We start from the raw sequence: 19181 nt of genomic DNA on the forward strand, positions 1-19181 counted from the left end.
CAAGGGTAGGGCAAAACTCTCCGGCCCTATCTCAAGAGGACGGATGGCCGCACCCTGTGGGCGAAACAGCGGAAAGCCCGCACGGAAGGCACAGGAAGAAACCCCAAGGTAAAGGAGGTTGTGTTGCATGAAGAAGTACGTGTGGTTGCTCATTGCCGCAGCCTTTGCCGTTGCAGTCCTTGCCATGGTCGGCTGTAAGCCAGCAGAAACCCCCACAGCAAGCCCAAGCCCAACAGCTCCTACTCCCACAGCAGACACAGCTTATCCGGAGGTTGTGAGCACAGTGGTGCAGAGGCTGTACACTTCTGATGATCCCGATGATGATGGGTCGTTCGCCATTATACTGACCTTTGACGAGCCAATTGCAGGAGATTGGGCATGTATCACCAATCCAGCGAACTGGACAATCACCGTTGTGAACCCCACAAGACAGGGCAGCGGGTTCGAGGATGGTGTAAAAGCTTCTAATGTTAATGTTACTCAAATTTCTAACCAGAAGATCAAGATTACGGCAACAATCACAGAAGGCGCATTTGCGGGCCTTATCTGCAGCAAAGAGGATGCAAATGAATACAAGAAAGACCTTGGCCTTCAGGATTACCAGAAACCCTCTGTTGCTGACACCGTGAAGTGGAAGCTCGCATACAAGTGCAAGATTTACGACCAGCTTGGCAATACTCGCTGTGGTCTCGAGGATTCCGGTTGCTGCGCTGCGGTCTGTGAGCCAGTGACTCCGCCATCTGGCTGTTCGCTGTGGTAATGAAGGTAGTTGTTTCAGGCCCCGGGTTTTCCCGGGGCCTATTTTTTTCTTTGGTGATTGCTCAATATAATCCGCTATGCTCTCCTTTGGAGGATGGGTCAAGAACTTAGCTGAACTTACGAAAATCGCTTCCTCTGAAGAGGCTTCCGAGGAGTTTTTAAGAACCAGAGGTGCTCTCAAGGCCTTTGACGCCTGTCCCTTCTTTCGCAGTCATTTTCTTGGTGAGGTGAGAAGGCAAAGGTATGAGTGCTGAAGCTACCAAAGGGAATGGATCGCTCGAAAGGAGAGCCTGCTATAGGGTCGCGCGCACCCTTCTTGGAGTTCGTCTGAGCTTTAAAGCTCTTTGTCTTCGAGGTTCTCGTCAACCGGGTATACAAAGAACTGGGCATTTCCTGCAACACGGCTATAGAGTCTGGTGAGGTGGACCCTTTTGTCAAGACACGATCTTTATCTTAAGCGTGGAAAAATATGTCCAACAGGGTATCATATGTCCTAACCCTTTCCATAGTAAACTTCTGCCGGTGTTCTGTACTTTAAAGACTGATGAGGTCGGTGGTGGTTGTAAAACGTAAGATACCGGGAGATACCCTGCCTGGCTTCTCTGGGACTCTGATATTCGTTGAGGTAGACCTCCTCGTATTTCAGGCTTCGGAGATAGTGCGGTGAAAATGTTGTCAGTGGCCCGGTCTTTGCTTTCCTCCTGATCCTTACACCTCCCCCTCGAGGAACCTGATGTAATCCGGGTTGGTGAACTGACTTCCCTGGTCGCTGTTCATGATCTCTGGCCTGGCTTTCTCCATTGCTTCTTGTACTGCCACCAGTACAAAAGTGGCCTCCAAGCTACTCTCTAAGGCCCAGCTGACTACAAAGCGGGAATACCAGTCCATGATGGCTACCAGGTACATCCATCCTCCAACCAGCCGAATGTAGGTAATGTCTATACCCCACCTGGTTGGGATGAGTAATGGAAAGACCCCGTAGCAGGTAAGGATAGACTCGATGTTCCCGGTTTCGCCTACTCAAGTTCGATTGAGGATAGATGGCTGCTAAGCCCATTTCCCGCATGTAGCGCTGAACGGTTTTGCGGTTGATCGAGAATCCTTCTCTTCGAAGCTGGACGGTAATGCGCCTGGAACCGTAAAAGGGGTACTCGGTGTATATTTCACCAATGCGGTGTTTGATGGCTATCTCTTCTGGGGAAGGGGGCACCGGGCGATAGTATAAGCTGGAGCGATTGAGATTCAAAAATTCTGCTTGCTTTTTCAGTGATATTTCCGGGTGATTCCATTCCACCAAATCCAGGCGCTTGTCTCGACCGAGCTCAGAAGCCACTCTTTTTTTAAGCCAGGCAAGCTCAGTGGTTAAACGACCAATCTCGGTATAGAGGTCCTGGATGTTCTTCTCGTATTCGGCTTTCAGATGTTCTCTGCTTTTCGTATCATCGGCAAAGAGGGAAGGGAGTTTCTCCACTGCTGCGTTTTTCCAGCGGTTCAGGATGGAAGGATGGATGCCGTAGGTGGATGCGATTTGGGGGATGGATTTCTCTTCCTTAAGAATTTCCAGGACGATTTTTGCCTTCATCGTAGCCGAGTATTGTTTCCTGGTACCCATTCGACGCTTAGAACCTCCCATTTTCGTGTCTAAATTTATGGGTCCATTGTATGGTGTGCAAGGCGATCTTCCATTGCACTTCCAAAGATGCGCATCGCTTGACGAGAGAGGTCGAAGCAGACGAAAGCTGTTTTGGGGGAAGAAGAGAGAAACAGAGGAAAGGGAGCCAGGGGAAAGCGAGGGTGGAGATTGTCGAAGAGGGAAGCGCAGGGACTCTCTTGAGAGCGCCAATGAAGAAGGTCAAGAGAAGGAGTCTCATCTACACGGAGAGATTCAAAAGTTAGATAGCTTGGTGACGTATGGGTTTAAGCATGAATGGGCGGACCATAGCAATGGAGATATCACGGAATGGGCAAGGAGAACTTAGATGCTACCTCAAGGGGTGAGAATTCAGGTACAACAATAGGGAGAATTTGGATGAGAAAGTTTATGAGGCGTAATAGTTGGGCGGATTGAAATGGGGAATCGCCTTTTCTTTTTGAGCCTTTTCGAGCTACGCGTCATCCATCAGGTGACAGTTTCCCCCGGGTCCCCCTTTATCTTGTTCTGCTCGCCTCGCTGTTTCTTTTAGCGCCTAATCTGTCCGACGGTACCCTCATAGGGGATCGGGTTTTTCCAGAGCTCTGGAAATCATTCTCAAAGAGCCTGGACAGCAAGGAAAAATCGCCCAGGCTCTTTCGCTTTTTCAAAAGATTTCCTGCAGGTAACTTTCCAGGTTGGACAATGAAAGTTCCCCAATAGCGGTTCTCACCAGTTTTCCCTCACGGTTGAAGAAGACGTTGTGGGGGACGTAGTATACCCCGTACATCTCAAGGACCGCCCGGTCGGTGAAGTACCCCACGGGATACTGCACCCCGTTCTGCTGGACGAAGGCTGAGATACTGTCTTCAAGGCCGTACCCAGCCCCAAGGACCACAAGACCGTGGGTATCCTTGTACTTCCGGTACACCTCGTTGAGGGCCGGGACCTCTGCCTTGCAGTGGGAGCACCCAGGCGAGAAGAACACAAGAAGCACCGGCTTCCCCTTGAAGGACGAGAGGGTGATGGTGCCGCCTTCCAGGCTGAACATGGTGAAGTCCTTCCTGTCCATATCGGTGTTTGTGGGAAGGGGTGACGTCGGGGGGAGCGAAGGCGAAGGAGCGGGAAAAAGGCCTTCGAACCACCAGCATCCAGAAAGGGCAAAAAGGACCACAAGTCCCAGGATGAGGGCAAGGAAAAAGGTGCCTCGGTGCATAAACGTTCCTCCTTCTTGAGCGAGTTTCCCCTATTGTACCATACAGTAGAGGCCAGGGAGAAATAGGACTTCCAGTGGGGCAAAATGGGTACTGTGGCCTATGTATCTCCCTGAGGGTCCCGGGTAGAATGGAAAGAGGATCTGTGGTTTTGCTCTGGAGAGAGCCTTTGGAGAGTAGCGAGAATCTCCTCAAAAGACCCCTTCACCAGAAAGGCTGAGGCCCCGCTCGCGATGGCCCTCCCGGAGAGTTCAGCAGATGCAAAGAGAGAAAGGACGATGACCGTGGTTGTGGCCCGGGCCTCTTTTATGGCCCGCACAAAGTGCAGCGGGTTGACATCGGGAAGCTGGGCATCGACGAAGACCACATCGGGTTTTGCCCGCAGAATCTCTGACAGGGCATTCTTCCCCTCCTCTGAGAACCCGACGAGGGTAACCCCGGGTTCTTCCCGGCAGAGGAAAGCGAAAGCCTCGATGAAGATGGGGCTGTGGTCAACGAGGAACACCCTGATAACATTTCTCACGCCGTCTTCCTTTCCCTTCTGTGTGCTCCCTTGAGGGTAGCATGCTCTGGATTGCTCAGGAAAGAGCCTTCGGTCCTTTATCCGTGGGCAAAAGTCCCGTTCTTTGTGGGAAAAACTGGAGGGCTCTGTGGAAGGAGAGCATGAGATCCAGAAAGTCCTGCAGGAGGCACTGAGGGGGTTCCACGCTTCTTCGGGAACCATTGCCGTACTTTGCGGAGAGCGGTTCCGGGTGGTGGCCTCGGTGGGTCTCTGGTCCGGGAGGGTACGGAAGGGGTTCAGCGCAAAAAAAGGAATTGCGGGTACTGTTCTCCGGGAAAAGCGCACAGTCCAGATTGATGGGAAGAGGACTCTTCCGGGGCATTCCTCCTTTCCCCGCGGGAGGGAACCATACGCCCTCTGCCTTCCTCTTTTGACCGGCTCGGGGGAGGTCTTCGGGTTCCTCTCCCTTAACCGGAAAGATCAGGCTTTCAGCGGCGAGGAGATTGTCTCGGCGCAGCTTCTGGCCTGGGAAGTGGCCTTTCGCCTTGGAGGGAGTGGAATAACGAAGGTTCCAGAGCTTGAGCGAGGGCTTCTGGTCTTTCTTGGCGGTCTCTCGGAAGACGTGGCGTCGATTCTGCGAAGAACTGTTGTGGCTGCCTTTGCCGCCACCCGGGCTCCTCTTCTTGTGCTTCTGGTCCCCCCTTTCTCCGAAGTCCCTCTGGTCTTTTCCCCCTGGGGCGATACCCTTTTTTCAAGCTGGGAAGAAAACCGGAACACTCTCTTTCCTGCAGTGCGAGAAGCGTGGCAGAGAAAACGTCCCCTCTTTCTGGAGCTTGGAAAGGAACCACGAGGACCGGGCCATTCCTTGCGTTTTGCCGCTATTTACCCCCTGGTCTCCGGCCAGAGAGTTCTCGGGGTTACAGTCCTTTTTCTTGAAAGGCCCCTCGCAGAGAAAGTGAAAGACGCGCTTGCGCTTCTTTTTGGCCTCAGTGGAGTTCTCGTTGAGAACCGTCTTCTCTCTGAAGCGGCTGAAGCCGCTGCCTGCAGGCAGGAACGGCTGAGGATTGCCCAGGAAATCCACAACACCCTCACTCAGGACCTGGCGGGCGTTGAGCTCTACCTCGAGGTCCTTCGGCGAAAGCTCTCTTCGGGGAACGTGGAGCGCCGAAATATTCTGGTCATCCTCGAAAGAGTAGGTGCTGCAGTACACCGTTGCCTTCTGCAATCCCGGGATGTCCTCCGGACACTCTGGGAAAGTGTTGAGGAGAGAAAGGGCTTTGCGGAGACCCTGGTACAGGTTCTTGAGCATCGCCTTGCGCTGGGAACCCAGAAAATCCACCACAAAGTCACGATGCGCATTCCCGAGTACCTTGTGCCTCTTGAAATCCGTGAGCTTTTCCTGCAGGTTGCTGCAGAGGCGCTGAACAACACCCTGAAGTACGCGCAGGCCAGGAATGTGGTGGTCAAAATAGGCCTGAGCCAGGGTAAGGTGTATTTGCTCTTCCACGACGACGGGCAGGGTATGGAAGAGACCGGAGAGAGTAAACACGGCCATGGTCTTGACCTTTTGCGGGAACAGGTACTGCTCCAGAGGGGGGTTTTGCGGGTGCGCTCAAAAAGGAATCGAGGAACAACGGTGAAGGTGATGGTGCCGCTTTATGGGAAATGAAAAGCTTCCGAAAATCGCCATTGTGGATGACCACGTGCTCTTTGCCGAGGGGTTGAGGAGCCTCCTCGAGGGGTCGGGGATTGGCCGCTGCGTGTGCTACACAAGCGGCGAGGAAGCGGTGCGGGGAATCCCGCAGGAGAAGCCCGATCTCGCCCTCGTGGACCTCCACCTCCCGGGTCTTGGCGGCCTTGATGTGGTGAAGGTGCTTCGGGAAAAGATGCCCGGCTTGAGGGTGCTCATCCTCACCATGGATGCTTCAGGCGAGAGCCTCTTCAGGGCCCTGTCCCTCGGGGTGCAGGGGTACATCCTCAAGAGTTCCTCTTTCGCGAAAATCACGCGTGACATCCAGGCGGCTCTGCAGGGTGACACCGTCATCGGCGGGGAGATGATGAGGTACCTCGCTGAAAGGGGGCGGTCAAAAGCAAGACAGGGTGGTTCGAAAGCCTTTGGCGAGCTCACCCCGAGGGAAAAGGAGGTGTTGCGTCTCATCGTCCAGGGAAAGGACAATCGGGAGATAGCTCAGGAGCTCTTCCTGAGCGAGAAAACGGTGAAGAACTACGTGACCAATATCCTCACCAAGCTCAACCTTGAAGACCGGGTGAAGCTGGTGATTTTTGCCATTCAGGAGGGGTTCCCCCTTGAGGGGGATACTCCCAAAAAGGAGGAGTAACTGTGAAATACTTTGCCATTGCCACACTCTTTGTGCTCTTTCTGGTGGCCGGGTGCTCTGTGACTTCGGGGACCTTTCCCCCGGGGACGGTAGCCACCATCGGGGCGGAAATCAATCAGTTCTTTGCAGACCTTTCGGAGGCTCTGCGGTCAAACGATGTGGAGCGGGTCCTCGGGTTCTACACCCTGCCTTTCGAGTACGTGGATTACGAAGGAACCGCAATCACCATCGCCACGCAGGAGACCCTGAGGACCTTCATCCTCGAGACGACGATGACCGGAACCATCCTGGAGGATGAGTTCCGGAACCTCAAAGTGCTCAACATCCTCAGTGAGGACAACGTGGTGGTCACCGTCGACGAGCACTGGGTACAGGAATACGGGGGATCCACCTACTCGGGGACGGACCACCTGCGGGTGACCCTGGTGAAAGTTGCAGGAAGCTGGAAAATACGGAAAACCGAGCTTTTAGGCTTTGAGTGACTCCGGGGTGGGCGAAAGTCCCACCCTTCTCCCCTTTTCCGGGCAGTCCCTGTTTCTTCAGGACAGAGTCCCGGAAAAGGTGGCAATACTTCCCTGTCCGCTTCAGACCTTCGCCTCTTTGGCTTTCCTTTCTCCCGCGAGATAATGAGGGCACCAAATTCAAAAGGGGGTTTGAGCAGTGAAGAATCTCTTCTTTGTGTCCCTCATGGTAGCGGTGGTTTTAGGGTTGGGGCTCGCCTATGCTCAGGATGTTTCTCTCACCGACAGTGGCAGTCTCAACAGTATCGTGGCGGTTTCGGTGACCGGGGCAACAGTGCTCCAGGACAACTGGTTCTGCGTGGACCAGGGGCTGGCGATTCTTCAGTCTTCCGGTGATGTCTCGCAGACAACCGGGAATGCAGGGGCTGGTGCAATGACCAGTACCGGAGATGCCAGCGCAACAAGTGGCCTTCCAGGGCTTCTGGGAGCACTGAGCTTCGGTGGTGGGAATCAGGGGAATAACGGTCAGGGTGGTTCCAGCGGGAGCACGAACACCGGTGGTGATACCGGCGGGAACGGTACCGGCGCCATCGCAGGGAATGTCCCCATCGGGGTCAGCGGCAATGTTGCCCTGGCAAACCAGTCAAGCTCCGTGACAGCCACGAACGAGAGCTGCGTTCCCGTCATTGCTGCGGTCATCACCAAGGTTTCCCGTGTGAACCGGGTCAAGATCGAGGGTAGCTACAACACGGAGACGGAGGGCGGAAAGCCAGGGAAATAACCACCCGCAGTCGAGCTTCAAGGAAAGGCCCCAGGGTTTCCTGGGGCCTTCAAAATTTTTCCTGAGGAGGAGTTTTCCATGAGGAAAAGCAAAAGAATTATTCTGGGGAGTTTTCTTCTGGCTCTGTGTCTTCTCATTTTTGCCAGCGGAGCCTGGGGTGCAGAGAGAGGGGTGCGGAGCTCAAGCGCGGCTGGAGTTTTTGCGAGCCGGATTTTGCGGGGACACCGGGTGCCTTCGGTGGGTTCCCCTGGTGGGGGAGTGAACTTTTCGCCTTCGGGAAGTACTTCCAGTTCGGGGAATTCAAGCCCGGCGAGTTCGGGCTCAAACGGTGCGTCCTCAAGCTCGAACGATTCTTCTCTTCCGGCAAATATCGATTTCTACCTCAATCTCCTCGGGGTATCCGTAAACGGCCAGGACATCCTGCAGGGGAATACCCTCACAAGTACCCAGCTTGCCCTTCTTACGCAAAGCGCCAGTGCTGACCTCATTGCCCTGAACATCGCCAATATTATCCAGAACAACATTCAGCTTGGCCTCAACATCAACGTCTCCCCTATCGTAAACGTGGTGGTTTACAACGCACTCTCAGAGACCACAGAAACTGGAGCCCCCGAGGTGAACATCGGGGATATCAACGTGGGAGACGTCAACGTGGGGCCAATCGATATTTCCGTGGAGGTTCCCTCCGGTACCGGTTCGGGAACAGAGGGTGAGGGTACGGTATGAGGATGCTGCTCTTTTTCGTTCTTTCTGGGGCTCTGGCTCTTGCGCTTCTGGGCTGTGCTGGGGAGGGGGAGCTTGCGGCTTTTGAAGGAAAGCCAGAAGGAGGAAGTTCCTCAACCCTCGTTTCCTCGGTCTCAAGTACGGTGGTTTCGGTGTCGTCATCACAGGGGTATTCGACGATGAGCGCTACCGTCGTCCTCTGTTCCAATGGTGAATGTGAGAGCTGGCATGTGGAGAAAGGACACTGAAGGAAAGAAGGGATGAGTATGTGGAAGAGATATGTGTTTGGGTTGAGTGTTTTCACGCTTTTTGTCTTTGCCATCATGGGGTGTCAGATGACCCCGGGGGAGAAGTTTCCTGTCAGGGTGCGGGGTGTGGTGGCGAATCCGGACAATGCCTGTTACCTTGATTTTGTAGCCAATCCGGATATCACTGAAGGTCTTCCCCTTCCCAACGCCGACCTCACCATCGTGGGGGACCAGGAGAGCCGCCTGACTGCAAGAACGGATGCTCAGGGGGTTTTTGAGTTCTGGGGGAAAGCAGGGGAAGCCTACGTGGTCTACGCCCAGAAGGGGAACATCCGGGTGAAGAAGGGCATCACGACACTCGTTTCCTCTTCTGACGCCGGAGAGGCCAACTACTTCACCACCGCTCAGGTCATCATCTGGGAAGTGGCCGAAGAGCTCTACCCCGGTGCACTGCCGATGAAAGACATCCACCTCATTCAGCCCACCGACGCCCTGGTTCAGGCGGTGAAAGCAGTCCTTGCCGACTGCAAGGATGCCCAGGGAGACCCCGGGGTACGGGCCCTGGCAGAAGCCCTGGTCAACACGCTTTTTGGCGCTCCCGGGGTTCCGGGGGGAGAGGTGGGAGAGACTCCGGCAACCACTCCAACTGCACCCCCTACTCCAACCACCCCTCCGACTCCAACTGTAACTCCAACTACACCTCCTGCTCCCACAGGGCCCCCAAAGCCGCCAACTCCTCCACCATGTCCTGCCTGCGGATGAACGAAAGACAAAAGATGAGTAGAGCTTCTTGAAAAAGAAGGAGCTCTACTCACCGGCCTTTTGCTTCAGGGTTTTCATTTCCTCGATGAGTTGCCTGACCTCCCCGGTATCCCACTTCAGCGGTACTAAAGAGCGCCCTTCAGCCTTTCTGAGGAGTTCCTCTACTGCAATGCCTTCCTCGAGAAAGACAATGGCTTTTTCTTTTTCGCCCTTTTCCAGGAAGAATCTCCCGGCATAGCGGCAGACCCGGGCGAGGTTCAGGTAGTGGCTGAGCTCGAAAGGATTGGATTCTACGGCTTTTTTGAGGAGGGGAAGTGCCCGGTCAAAGTCTCCCCGCTCGGCGTAGAGAATGCCCACGTGCTCGAGGATAGAAGCGTTCCTTAGGGCAAGGCGCAGGGCTTTCTCTCCCTCTTCAATGGCCCACTGGCGGAGAGCCTCTTTGCGCTCAAGGAGGAACTTCTGCCGCAGGGCCCGGCTTAAGGCATAGTGGATTTCTGGGTTCCAGGGCTCAAAGCGGGAAGCTCGTTCGAGAAAGTAGACGGCCTCGTCCCACTTCTTTTCTTGGACAAAGGAATCACCCAGCGTTTTGAAGCGCTCTGAAGGGACGGGGAGAAAGCTCAGAATGAAAAAGAGTAGAAAGGCCACGCCGAGGAAGAAGGAGGGAAGGATGGCTTCTTTTTTGCTCTCTTTAAGGAGCCCCTGAACCAGGCATCCTGCCAGAAACCACACCCCAAGCTGGTATGCCCCGAGGTTGAAGTCGACATCCACAAATCCGTGCAGAAAGCCAAAGACGAGAATCCCAAAGAGCATCCCCACCCAGGGCGTGGGGTTCCGGCGGAAAGCGTTGCTACTCATCCGGAAGAGGAAAAAGAGGAGAAGCACAAGAAGAGTCATCCCCACAAGCCCTCCTTCAACGAGGACCTGGAGGTAGAAGTTATGGGTGCTCCTTGTGAAATAGGGGAAAGAGCGAACTGAAAGGTACAGGGCTTCCCATCCTCCCCCGCCCCAGCCGCTTACAGGACGCAGAGCAAAAATTCTGAGACCGTCTCGGTAGAAGATGAGCCGCTCCCAGACGTTGCGGGTGCGGAGGCTCACATCAAGAAGCCTTGTGGCCCCACCTCCTACAAGACCGAGATGGACGGCAAGGACAAAGAGAAAGGCCACGGTGGCAAAGAGGACACCGATAAAAGCGAGGAATCTCTTTGCCGGCCAGATCTTGAGCCTTCGCTCTAAAGGCTCAAGAAGGCCCCGAAAGGATGCCGAGGCGAAAGCTCCCACAAGGAGGATGCCCCAGAAGGGGAGGGGCTGAAGCGCCCGGAGGAAACGCTCGAGAAGGGGAAGGAGAACGAAAAAGGGGAGGGCAGTGGCAAGGATTCCGGAGAAAAGCCCTGCGCGAATTTTCTGCGGGAAAAAGAGGAGGAGGAAAAGGAGCATCAGGGCGAGCAGAAGGAGTCCTCCCCGGGAGTAGGTGAAGAACGTTCCCGCCAGAGCAAGGAAAGCCAGGAAAGACGCCAGGAAGTTCAACCCCTCTGTTTTTCCTTCTTCAAGGGTAATCCCAAGGAGGGCCAGGTACCCCGCACCAAGGTAAGCCGAGGCGGTGTTGGGGTACTGCAAGGTGGAATGGAGCCTTCCACCTTCGAACATCCCCTGGAGGGGCATACCAAGGATGTACGTGTAGGGAGGAATCCACCTGAAGGCCTGGAAGAGCCCAAGAAGGGTGAGGAGGACCGTATTCCCCCCGAAAAGCAAAAAGACGGCCCGGGGCAGAGGAGTCTTCAGGGAGGCCACAAGGAAAAAGAGGAGAGCGTACACACCCCAGTTGACGAACTCCTGGTAGGAGAGGCCGCGGTCGGCAGCAAAAAAGACGTTCACCCCATAGAGGAGGACAAAGAGGGTAAAGACGAGGGTGAGGTCTTTTGGAAGGACGAAAGGGGTGCGGAAGTACAGGCGGATGAAGCTCAAGAAAATCCCTGCACCACAGATAAAAAGGAAAAAGGGATAGCGCTCAAGGCGAAAATAGAGCCCCCGGTAGTAGGGAGCAAGGAGAACCAGGGCAAAGAGGAACCAGAAAACGGTATTCTCGAGAAAAGGAAGCCAGGAGGGAGCCTGCTTCGCTTTCTTCGTTTTCTCGAGAGAACCTCCGGATTTTTTCGATTTTGCCGGCACGCTTTCACCCCCTGAGGGTATCATACCACAGTCCCCTGTGCCGGAGGGATGATCCGGGGCTTTATGGGAAGTTAGGCTGGGAGTTAGGCAAAGCAGAGTCGAATTGCTTTGTTTCTTTTCGTCTTTTCAGGTTATGAAGGGCGGGGAGCGTCATTCTTCTTCTGACAGCGAGACTGCTTCAGGTAGAAAACGGCGCCTTGCAGCGACACACTGGGAAGTCACCGTAGGCCCTTGAAGTCCCTGCGCTCCTTTTCTGTCTTGCGAGTCCCTCCTTGTCCCTGCGAGTCTCTTTCTGCCGCTGTGACCCTTTTGTCACCGCAAGCCCTTTTCTGCCACTACAAACCCCTTTCTGCCGCTGCAAGCCCTTTTTTTCTGCCACCGCGAGCCTTTTTGTCACTGTGAGCCCCTTTCTGTCCCTGCGAGTCCTTTTTCTGTCACTGCGAGCGAAGCGAAGCAGTCTCACAATCGCGAAAAATGAGACTGCTTCGCCAAGCGAAAAAACGAGGCTCGCAGTGACAAAGTGGGGGGTCACTGCGAGGACCCTTTCTTTGTCACTGCGAGGAATCCCTTGTTTTTGTCACTGCGAGGAACGCAGCGACGAAGCGAAAGTCGGCGGACGTATTTCCCGCCGTTGCGAGGAACGAAGTGACGAAGCAACCTCATAGTTCTGGTTCGCGTGAACACCAAAGAAGCTGAAAAAGGCGAGACCGTTTCGGAAACGATACTACGACCTCGCAGTGACTCTTTTGACCGGTCATTCCGAGCCGTTTCTTCTTCAGTCCTTCCGAGCCGCGAAGCGGCGAGGAATCTCTGAGATTGCTTCGCCAAACGATAGTACGAGGCTCGCAATGACTACTTTGTGTGTGTCACTGCGAGCGAAGCGAAGCAGTCCCATATTCCCACAGATGAGAGAAGAGATTGCTTCGCAAGCGAAAAGACGAGCTCGCAATGACCTGCTGGGGGTCGTAAGAGCCCTTTTCTGTCACTGTGAGCGAAGTGGTCCTGTATTCCCAAAGGATGAGAGAGGAGATTGCTTCGCCAAACGATAGTACGAGGCTCGCAATGACTCCTGACAGTTCAAGACTGCTTCGGAGACGAAAAGACGACTTCGCAGTGACTCTCAGCCTGTCACTGCGAGGAACGAAGTGACGAAGCAGTCTCGTGAGATTGCTTCGCCAGACGAAAAAACGAGGCTCGCAATGACTCCTGAGAGGAGAGACTGCTTCGCAAGCGAAACTACGAGCTCGCAGTGACAAAGAGAGATAGCGATACTACGACCTCGCAGTGACCTTTGTGGGTCATTGCGAGCGAAGCGAAGCAATCCGGCGGTATTTTTCGCCGTTGCGAGCGAAGCGAAGCAATCCTGTACTCCTGGGTAAGGGTTTTTTGAGACTGCTTCGGAGGCAAAACAACGACCTCGCAGTGACACTTTTTGTTGGTCATTGCGAGGGCCGAAGGCCCGAAGCAATCTCGTATTCCCAGGTAGGGAAAGAGACTGCTTCGCAAGCGATACTACGAGCTCGCAGTGACAAGGGAAGGAACGATACTACGACTTCGCAGCGACAAAAAGGTACAACCGCGACCTTGCGGTGGCGTAGTGAGAGAGGCGCACATAGCCCTGCAGGAAGGGAGAAACCAGGGCCTCGCACGATCAGGGAAGGCAACACAGCGCCAAAAGTGGTTCGAGTACAGATTCAGATATTCAGGGCGCAAAGGAGGGTCCGGAGGGAAAACTCATCTTTCAAAGAAAGACCCAGGTGGTATAATCTCCCCAGGGGGGATGGGTATTCCTGAATACGTCCTTTCCGAAGAAGAGCAAAAGGTTCTCGACCACATCCTCGACCTGGCTTTAGAGGTCGCCCGGGCAGAGAGCGGATCGTTGATTCTTCGGGACAAAAAAGGCGAACTCTACCTTGCTGCCGGGCGAGGCATCCGCAGGGAGTACCTGGGGGAACGGGTGGGGAACGAGGAGGGGAGTGTCTCTGCGCTCGTCTTTGAGCGGCGGGAACCCATCGTAATCGATGCCGGTTCCCTGTATCCTGACCGCCGCCAGACGAGAAAACACGCCTCGGCGTCCCTTCCGATTTTCGACAGTGCCCGAAACGTCATCGGGGTGCTCAACCTCAACACCCTTCTCCCCTCTTTCCCCCGCAAGGAACTCCCCCGGCTTTCGGCGCTGGCAGAAGGCATTGGCCTTCTCCTTGTAGAGAACCTCCTGCGGCGCCAGCATGAGCGGAGAATTCTTGCTCTCTCCGAGATCATCTCCCTTTTCGCCCGCCGGGTGCCCTGCGCTTCCTCAGAGAATGAGGCTTTCGCAAAGCTTGCTGATTCGGTGCGGGTCCTCACCGGGGCCTCTCAGGTGGCGATTTTCCGCTTTTCGCCCCGGAGGTCGTGGCGGGTCTTTACCCTGGGCTGGCCGAAGGAGCTCACCTGGAGAGCTCTGTCTCCCCTTCAGGAAAGGGTGGCGTTTCTTTTTGAGGAAAGAACACCCCGCTTTCTGGAGTTCCAGGGCCGGTCCCTTCTTGCCCTACCTTTTGCGGTGGAGAAAGCCAGGCACTATGTACTTTTTGCCTTCTGTGACAACACCCTTGACGTCCTTGATTTCCTCCTCCTTTCTGTAGTTTCGGCTCTTGCGGAATCCTGCCTTGAGAACCTGCGCCTCCTTGAGGAGACCAAGAAACTCACCCGGGAGGCAGAGCGGAACCGCCTGGCCCGGGAGCTGCATGATGGCCTTGCGCAGATTCTCGCCTCAGAGCAGATTTACCTCCACTTTTTGAGCCGGGAAGTGGGGGAAGACTGGCAACCCGCCCGGGGGCTTTTAGAGAAAATCCAGAACCTCAACACCATTGCTATCGAGGAATCCCGCTTCATCCTCTCAGAGCTTAGAGGGAAGCCGGTTTCTTCTCTTGAGCTCCAGCGGAAGGTCGAGGAGGTGATCGGGAGCTTCCTGCCCCCAGGAATTGTGGTGGAAAAGGAGCTTACCCTCCCCTCGGGTCCTCTGGCCTTCCGGGTGTACAGGACGGTGGTGGCGGTGCTCCAGGAGGCCCTCTCGAATGTGGCGAAACATGCCCAGGCAAAGAGAGTGCGGGTGGTGCTTGAGACACTGTCGGGGGCGAAACTCCGCCTCCTTGTGGAGGACGATGGAGTGGGCTTTACCCCAAAAGACGTTGGTGAGGGGCATTTCGGCCTCATGAACCTGCGCCTTCGGCTTCGAACCATCCGGGGGCGGTTGCGGATCAGTTCCTCGCCCGGAAAGGGGACGAAGGTTGAGGCTCTCATTCCCCTAAAAGAGGTGGAGCGGGGATGACGAGGTGGCGGGTAGCCCTGGTGGACGACCATCCCATTTTTGCAGCCGGCCTCAAGAAGCTCCTTGAGGCTGAGGGGGACTTCGAGGTCGTGGCACTGGCCCACAGCTTCGAGGAGGCGGTGGCGAAAATTTCCCCCCTTGAGGTGGACCTGGTGCTCCTTGACTTCAACATCCCTGGGGGGAATGGGCTTGAGCTTCTCCGGAAGCTCCGCGAGGCCAAGAAGAAGACGGCCTTTCTCATGCTCACGGTGGAGGAGGATGAAAAGATCGTCATCCAGGCGATTCTTGAGGGAGCCCGGGGGTACGTCCTCAAGCAGGATTCGCCGGAGCGGCTTTTGCGCAGCATCCGGGCCTGTCTCTCGGGCGAGGTCCTTCTGAGCGACCTCGTGTATTCCAGGATTCACCACCTGGTGAGGAAAGCAGCCCCCCAGGGGAGGTCGACCATCTGGGAGAAACTCTCTCCCCGGGAACAGGAAGTGGTGCGGCTCCTTGCCCAGGGGAAGAGCAACCGGGAGATTGGGGAGCTCCTTTTCATCAGCGAGAAGACCGTCAAAAACCACGTGAGCAACATCCTCCAGAAACTCGGCCTTTCCGACCGCCGGGAAATCATCTTTTTGGCCCTCCGTGAGGGGTTCCTGGAAGAGGCAAAATAGGACGGGGAGGTGCCGCAATTAGGTCTTCCTGCCTATGGCAGGAAAAGGGGAGAAGGGGTATGCTGTGTGAAGCAAAGGAGGTATTGCCGTGGGGCACAGAGAAATTCGGGTCTTTTTGATTGACGATAATCGTTTCCTCCTTGAGAGTTTGGAGTTCCTCATCAACAGCCAGCCGGATTTGCGGGTCGTGGGGAAGAGCACAGGGAGTCGGGGAGTGCTTTCCCGCCTCAAAAAACTCAACCCCGATGTGGTGGTCCTTGACGTCCGCCTGAACAACGAAGACGGGCTTGAACTTCTGGAAAAGCTCAAAAAAGAGCTCTCCATCCCGGTGGTGATGCTCAGCATGTATGAAGAATACGAGGAGGAAGCCCTCCGCCGGGGTGCTTACGCCTACATCGTCAAGGGCCGGGACGTGCAGGATTTCTACCGGACCCTCCGGGAGGCTTCTGGTCAGGTTCCGGGACTCGTATCGTAGGTTGCACTGAGGAGTTTTGCCCGCAGTACATCCCTTCTGGGTCTTCTTTTTTTCTTTCTCAACCGCAGTCTGCGTGAGCCCCTGCCGGCACCGGGGGCAAAATAGTCCTTTCCTTTGCAGAGAATAGGAAAACCGGCCTATTCTCTCCCGGTCGTTCCCGCAGTAGTCTGGAGGCAGAAAACCCAGAAGGAGGTTTTTAGATGAAGAAGGTCATTGTGTTTTCCCTTGGTGCTGTGGGTCTTGTGGTTCTGCTCCTTATGGTGGGTTGCTTCCCGGGAGCCCAGTTCGGTGCTCCTGGAGTGACCGGAATTCGTGGTAAGGTGGCGATGCCAGGGAACAACTGCTACACCCTTTCCTGCGCCAGCCCCCAGGTCTCTGAGGGCAATGTCCCTGCCCCGCAGGCGAAAGTCCGTCTTGAGGGGGAAGGAGGACAGGTTCTCGAGACGCAGACCGATGATTGCGGCAACTACGAGGTCAGCGGCGCCAGCGATTCCTGTTACGTCCTTTACGCCGATGTCCCCGGAGGCACTGCCCGGGTGAAGAAGGGCATCATCGTGGAAAGTGGAAAGACCAACGACGCCGGAGAGGCCAACTACTACACCACGGCGCAGGTGATTGTTTACGAGGTGGCAAAGCAACTCTATCCGGGCCTTGTGAAGTGCAGCGATATCCCGAATTTCGACCTCACGAGGTACCCGCAGTTTGTCGAGGCGGTGAGAAGAGTCCTTGCCCGGTGTGCGGATGCCCAGAAAGACGATTTTGTCCTCCAGTGGGCAAGACGCATCGCCGCGGCCTACTTCGGTGCCCCGGGTGGCGGAGGAGGGGTAGTACCAGGTGGTGGAGGGGGAACACCCGGTGGGGGTGGAGGAACCGCTGCAACTACCACCATCACTGCTTCCAAGACCGCTACTTTCACTTCGAATTCGGTCAGCGGAACGATTACGGTCACCAATACTGGCACTGCCGCTACCACCGGTCTTACCATTGTGGACCAGCTGCAGAAGTGGGACGGCACCATGTGGGTGGATGTAGGTTCTCCCATCACTATTCCGGTGACTTCGCAGATCCCAGCCGGAGGAAACGAAACCTTCAGTTATTCCCTCACCGGTCTTACCTTTGAGCCAGGCGCCAAGTACCGGAACAAGGCTGTGGTTTCCATCACCAACGGAAACTCGGTAACGGTTTATGCCCCAGAGGAGGGTACCGTGCCGGTTGAACCTCGACCTGCTATCAGTATTGAGAAAACCGGACCAGATTTTGTTCTTGCCGGGGGAACGGCAGAATATCGAATTAAAGTCACCAACACCGGTAACGTTCCTCTGACCGACGTACGTGTGGATGACACTGATTGTGGGGTCAACAAAGAATATACCGGCACATTAGCACCAGGCGGCGTTTGGGAGTTCGATGTAGAATGCACTGTTCCAGAGTGGAAAAACCCTGGGCAGGTTGTCACCAACACCGCTACAGCCTCTGGGAAGTATGGCGGCACTACCGTGACCGATACCGATAGCGCTAACCTTTACGCTTTCATCCTGAGGAAAAAGCTTGAGGGTTACAGCAACGGGGAACCACCCTCTTTCTCTTTTAAAGTAATAAAGGATGGGCGTGAAGTGGGCACTTTCATAATCACCGGTGCTGGAGAGGCGAAGCTTTTCTTGGGAGAAGGCGAGTATACTATCATCGAGGATCCTGTGCCCGACGGCTGGTCACCCCAGTATCCTAATGGTATTACCGTCACTACGGGTAATTCTTGGTATGGCGATTGGACGATTACGAACACCTACACAGGTGGAAGCGGCGGAGGTGGCGGAACAGTATGCGTTCCAGCTACCATAACTAATTTTGATGTCACCGCTTCTTGTAGCTGTCCAGCGACGCTTAGCACTGATTTTCAGAGTACCTGTAGCGCCTGTAAAAAACCCTCAACATCACAACCACCTTGCAAGACCTGCACAATCGAGATAACCAATGTCCAGGCCAGCGGAAGCCCAACTCTTGAGTATCGTTACTCTTACCGCAAGAAGAGTGGTGGATCATGGATTTACTCCGATTGGATAACAGCAACTTCTCACCAGTTTCCAAATATTGAAGAATGTGATAGTAAGACCTATGAAGTGCAGGTTGAGGTCAAAAATGCATGTACGACTTCTCCAGCCACCCTTACGAAGCAAATAACACTGGGTGGTGGCAAATGCTGCTGCTACTTCGAGCTCATCAGTACCGACCAGCATCCAATAAAAGCTGTATGGCATAGGGATGAGGGTAAAGATAAGAAAAAGAAAACATGGGAAGTTTGGCTTGACGGCTGGGTTGACTACAACGTCTGCAACGATCGTATTGAGGTGAAAGCAGAGTTGTACTTAGAAAACACAAATCAGAATAAGACTGATGAAAAAACTGCAAACGGTAGAAACTTCACTATCGAAGGCTTAAAGATTAATAGTGGTATCGAAGGCGATAATCCTCCCTCTGGTAAGTACAAAGTAAAAATCACCCTCAAAAACCTTGGCGATCTGAGCTGTCCGGAGAAAGTGTACTGGGTGAATGATATAACGAGTAGCTAACAGCACCTCTGTTTGATCGCAGGTGTGAAGGTGTAATACAGAGCAGAGGTGGGCTGAGCCCACCTCTGTATGGCATGAAAAGGGTTGCATTTGGAGGGAGTTAGAATTATCGGTATCACCGCCACCCCATCCATCTTTTGGTACCCGGAAGCTCTGGTGAGGGCATACCCGATGGGGAGGCTGTAGAGCACCGGGTTTGTTAAGGTAAAGCTTGATTCTGGTTGAGTGTATGGTGAAAAACCTTTAGGGAGCTGCAGGCCTCTGGGTCTGGGAGAAGGACAAAAAAGCGACCGAGGGTTTTCCTCTTGTATTTGGGACCACCCCAAATCTCCCGTACCTGTGTTGAGTCGGTGGGCGGAAAAGAGAGAAAGCAAGAATTGTGGCGCCGAGTTGATTCAGGGTTTCTTTTTGCGCTTCTGGACTTGTTGAAAAGAGAGACTGCTTCGAGACGAAACGACGACCTCGCGGTGACAAAGTGGGAGGTCACTGCGAGTCCTTCTTTTCTGTCACCGCGAGGAACGGAGTGACGAAGCGGTCCCAGGGCTACAGGAAATGAGACTGCTTCGCAAGCGATACTACGAGCTCGCAGTGACA

15 protein-coding genes and 1 pseudogene are annotated in these 19181 nt (G+C 54.7%); 12 read left to right on the plus strand and 4 right to left on the minus strand.

Going from position 1 to position 19181, the window contains the following annotated elements; translation table 11 throughout:
• The first annotated feature begins 127 nt into the window (after positions 1-127).
• Positions 128-760: a hypothetical protein gene (locus tag ACPT9Q_RS06290; protein ID WP_427365274.1), complete on the plus strand. Its 633-nt coding sequence runs from the start codon at positions 128-130 to the stop codon at positions 758-760.
• A 492-nt stretch (positions 761-1252) separates the two neighbouring features.
• On the opposite strand, the pseudogene ACPT9Q_RS06295 reads toward ACPT9Q_RS06290, so the two are convergent.
• From ACPT9Q_RS06295 to ACPT9Q_RS06305, 3 genes and pseudogenes are all read right to left on the minus strand, one after another.
• Positions 1253-2371 (minus strand): annotated as a pseudogene (locus ACPT9Q_RS06295) (IS3 family transposase).
• Positions 2372-3056: 685 nt separating this feature from the next.
• Entirely contained in the window at positions 3057-3605 is a 549-nt protein-coding gene (locus ACPT9Q_RS06300; protein WP_427365275.1) for a TlpA family protein disulfide reductase, read from the minus strand.
• A 98-nt stretch (positions 3606-3703) separates the two neighbouring features.
• Positions 3704-4126 carry a response regulator gene (locus tag ACPT9Q_RS06305; RefSeq protein ID WP_427365276.1) on the minus strand — a complete coding sequence of 141 codons (423 nt, stop codon included), beginning with the start codon at positions 4124-4126 and terminating at the stop codon, positions 3704-3706.
• 127 nt (positions 4127-4253) lie between these two features.
• On the opposite strand from ACPT9Q_RS06305, the gene ACPT9Q_RS06310 reads away from it, so the two are divergent.
• The 7 genes from ACPT9Q_RS06310 (at position 4254) to ACPT9Q_RS06340 (ending at position 9419) form a co-directional block, all read left to right on the plus strand.
• Positions 4254-5774, plus strand: a complete 1521-nt coding sequence (locus tag ACPT9Q_RS06310; RefSeq protein ID WP_427365277.1) for a GAF domain-containing sensor histidine kinase — start codon at positions 4254-4256, stop codon at positions 5772-5774.
• Positions 5764-6444 (plus strand): LuxR C-terminal-related transcriptional regulator, encoded by a 681-nt coding sequence (locus ACPT9Q_RS06315; protein WP_427365278.1) that lies wholly within the window; start codon positions 5764-5766, stop codon positions 6442-6444. Before ACPT9Q_RS06310 ends, ACPT9Q_RS06315 begins: the two co-directional genes overlap by 11 nt.
• A 2-nt stretch (positions 6445-6446) precedes the next feature.
• Complete coding sequence (locus ACPT9Q_RS06320) at positions 6447-6926, plus strand: hypothetical protein (protein WP_427365279.1); 480 nt, start codon at positions 6447-6449, stop codon at positions 6924-6926.
• 178 nt (positions 6927-7104) lie between these two features.
• Positions 7105-7686: a hypothetical protein gene (locus tag ACPT9Q_RS06325; protein ID WP_427365280.1), complete on the plus strand. Its 582-nt coding sequence runs from the start codon at positions 7105-7107 to the stop codon at positions 7684-7686.
• Between the two features lie 78 nt (positions 7687-7764).
• The gene (locus tag ACPT9Q_RS06330; protein ID WP_427365281.1) at positions 7765-8412 is read left to right on the plus strand and encodes a hypothetical protein; all 648 of its coding nucleotides are present in this window, start codon (positions 7765-7767) and stop codon (positions 8410-8412) included.
• Entirely contained in the window at positions 8409-8657 is a 249-nt protein-coding gene (locus ACPT9Q_RS06335) for a hypothetical protein (protein ID WP_017874364.1), read from the plus strand. The genes ACPT9Q_RS06330 and ACPT9Q_RS06335 overlap by 4 nt, the downstream gene beginning before the upstream one ends.
• 18 nt (positions 8658-8675) lie before the next feature.
• The gene (locus tag ACPT9Q_RS06340) at positions 8676-9419 is read left to right on the plus strand and encodes a hypothetical protein (RefSeq protein WP_427365282.1); all 744 of its coding nucleotides are present in this window, start codon (positions 8676-8678) and stop codon (positions 9417-9419) included.
• Positions 9420-9464: 45 nt separating this feature from the next.
• Here ACPT9Q_RS06340 and ACPT9Q_RS06345 read toward each other — a convergent pair whose 3' ends face one another.
• On the minus strand, positions 9465-11585 hold the full coding sequence (locus tag ACPT9Q_RS06345; RefSeq protein ID WP_427365283.1) for an O-antigen ligase family protein: 2121 nt from the start codon (positions 11583-11585) through the stop codon (positions 9465-9467).
• A gap of 1780 nt (positions 11586-13365) precedes the next feature.
• Between ACPT9Q_RS06345 and ACPT9Q_RS06350 the strand changes: the two genes are divergently transcribed.
• The 4 genes from ACPT9Q_RS06350 (at position 13366) to ACPT9Q_RS06365 (ending at position 18587) form a co-directional block, all read left to right on the plus strand.
• Entirely contained in the window at positions 13366-14892 is a 1527-nt protein-coding gene (locus ACPT9Q_RS06350) for an ATP-binding protein (protein WP_427365284.1), read from the plus strand.
• A complete protein-coding gene (locus tag ACPT9Q_RS06355) occupies positions 14889-15545 on the plus strand; it encodes a response regulator (protein WP_427365285.1) in 657 nt (218 codons plus the stop codon). Before ACPT9Q_RS06350 ends, ACPT9Q_RS06355 begins: the two co-directional genes overlap by 4 nt.
• Before the next feature lie 88 nt (positions 15546-15633).
• Complete coding sequence (locus ACPT9Q_RS06360; RefSeq protein WP_427365286.1) at positions 15634-16020, plus strand: response regulator; 387 nt, start codon at positions 15634-15636, stop codon at positions 16018-16020.
• Between the two features lie 200 nt (positions 16021-16220).
• Positions 16221-18587 carry a DUF7507 domain-containing protein gene (locus ACPT9Q_RS06365; RefSeq protein ID WP_427365287.1) on the plus strand — a complete coding sequence of 789 codons (2367 nt, stop codon included), beginning with the start codon at positions 16221-16223 and terminating at the stop codon, positions 18585-18587.
• The last annotated feature ends 594 nt before the right edge of the window (positions 18588-19181 follow it).

This window comes from Candidatus Caldatribacterium saccharofermentans (genome assembly GCF_050267035.1).
GTDB lineage: Bacteria > Atribacterota > Atribacteria > Atribacterales > Caldatribacteriaceae > Caldatribacterium > Caldatribacterium saccharofermentans.

What these genes read in the sequence shown, in the direction of transcription:
- ACPT9Q_RS06290 (WP_427365274.1), top strand. Translation starts at nt 128, where the DNA reads ATGAAGAAGTACGTGTGGTTGCTCATTGCCGCAGCCTTTGCCGTTGCA.
- ACPT9Q_RS06300 (WP_427365275.1), bottom strand. Translation starts at nt 3,605, where the DNA reads ATGCACCGAGGCACCTTTTTCCTTGCCCTCATCCTGGGACTTGTGGTC.
- ACPT9Q_RS06315 (WP_427365278.1), top strand. Translation starts at nt 5,764, where the DNA reads ATGGGAAATGAAAAGCTTCCGAAAATCGCCATTGTGGATGACCACGTG.
- ACPT9Q_RS06330 (WP_427365281.1), top strand. Translation starts at nt 7,765, where the DNA reads ATGAGGAAAAGCAAAAGAATTATTCTGGGGAGTTTTCTTCTGGCTCTG.
- ACPT9Q_RS06335 (WP_017874364.1), top strand. Translation starts at nt 8,409, where the DNA reads ATGAGGATGCTGCTCTTTTTCGTTCTTTCTGGGGCTCTGGCTCTTGCG.
- ACPT9Q_RS06340 (WP_427365282.1), top strand. Translation starts at nt 8,676, where the DNA reads ATGTGGAAGAGATATGTGTTTGGGTTGAGTGTTTTCACGCTTTTTGTC.
- ACPT9Q_RS06350 (WP_427365284.1), top strand. Translation starts at nt 13,366, where the DNA reads ATGGGTATTCCTGAATACGTCCTTTCCGAAGAAGAGCAAAAGGTTCTC.
- ACPT9Q_RS06355 (WP_427365285.1), top strand. Translation starts at nt 14,889, where the DNA reads ATGACGAGGTGGCGGGTAGCCCTGGTGGACGACCATCCCATTTTTGCA.
- ACPT9Q_RS06365 (WP_427365287.1), top strand. Translation starts at nt 16,221, where the DNA reads ATGAAGAAGGTCATTGTGTTTTCCCTTGGTGCTGTGGGTCTTGTGGTT.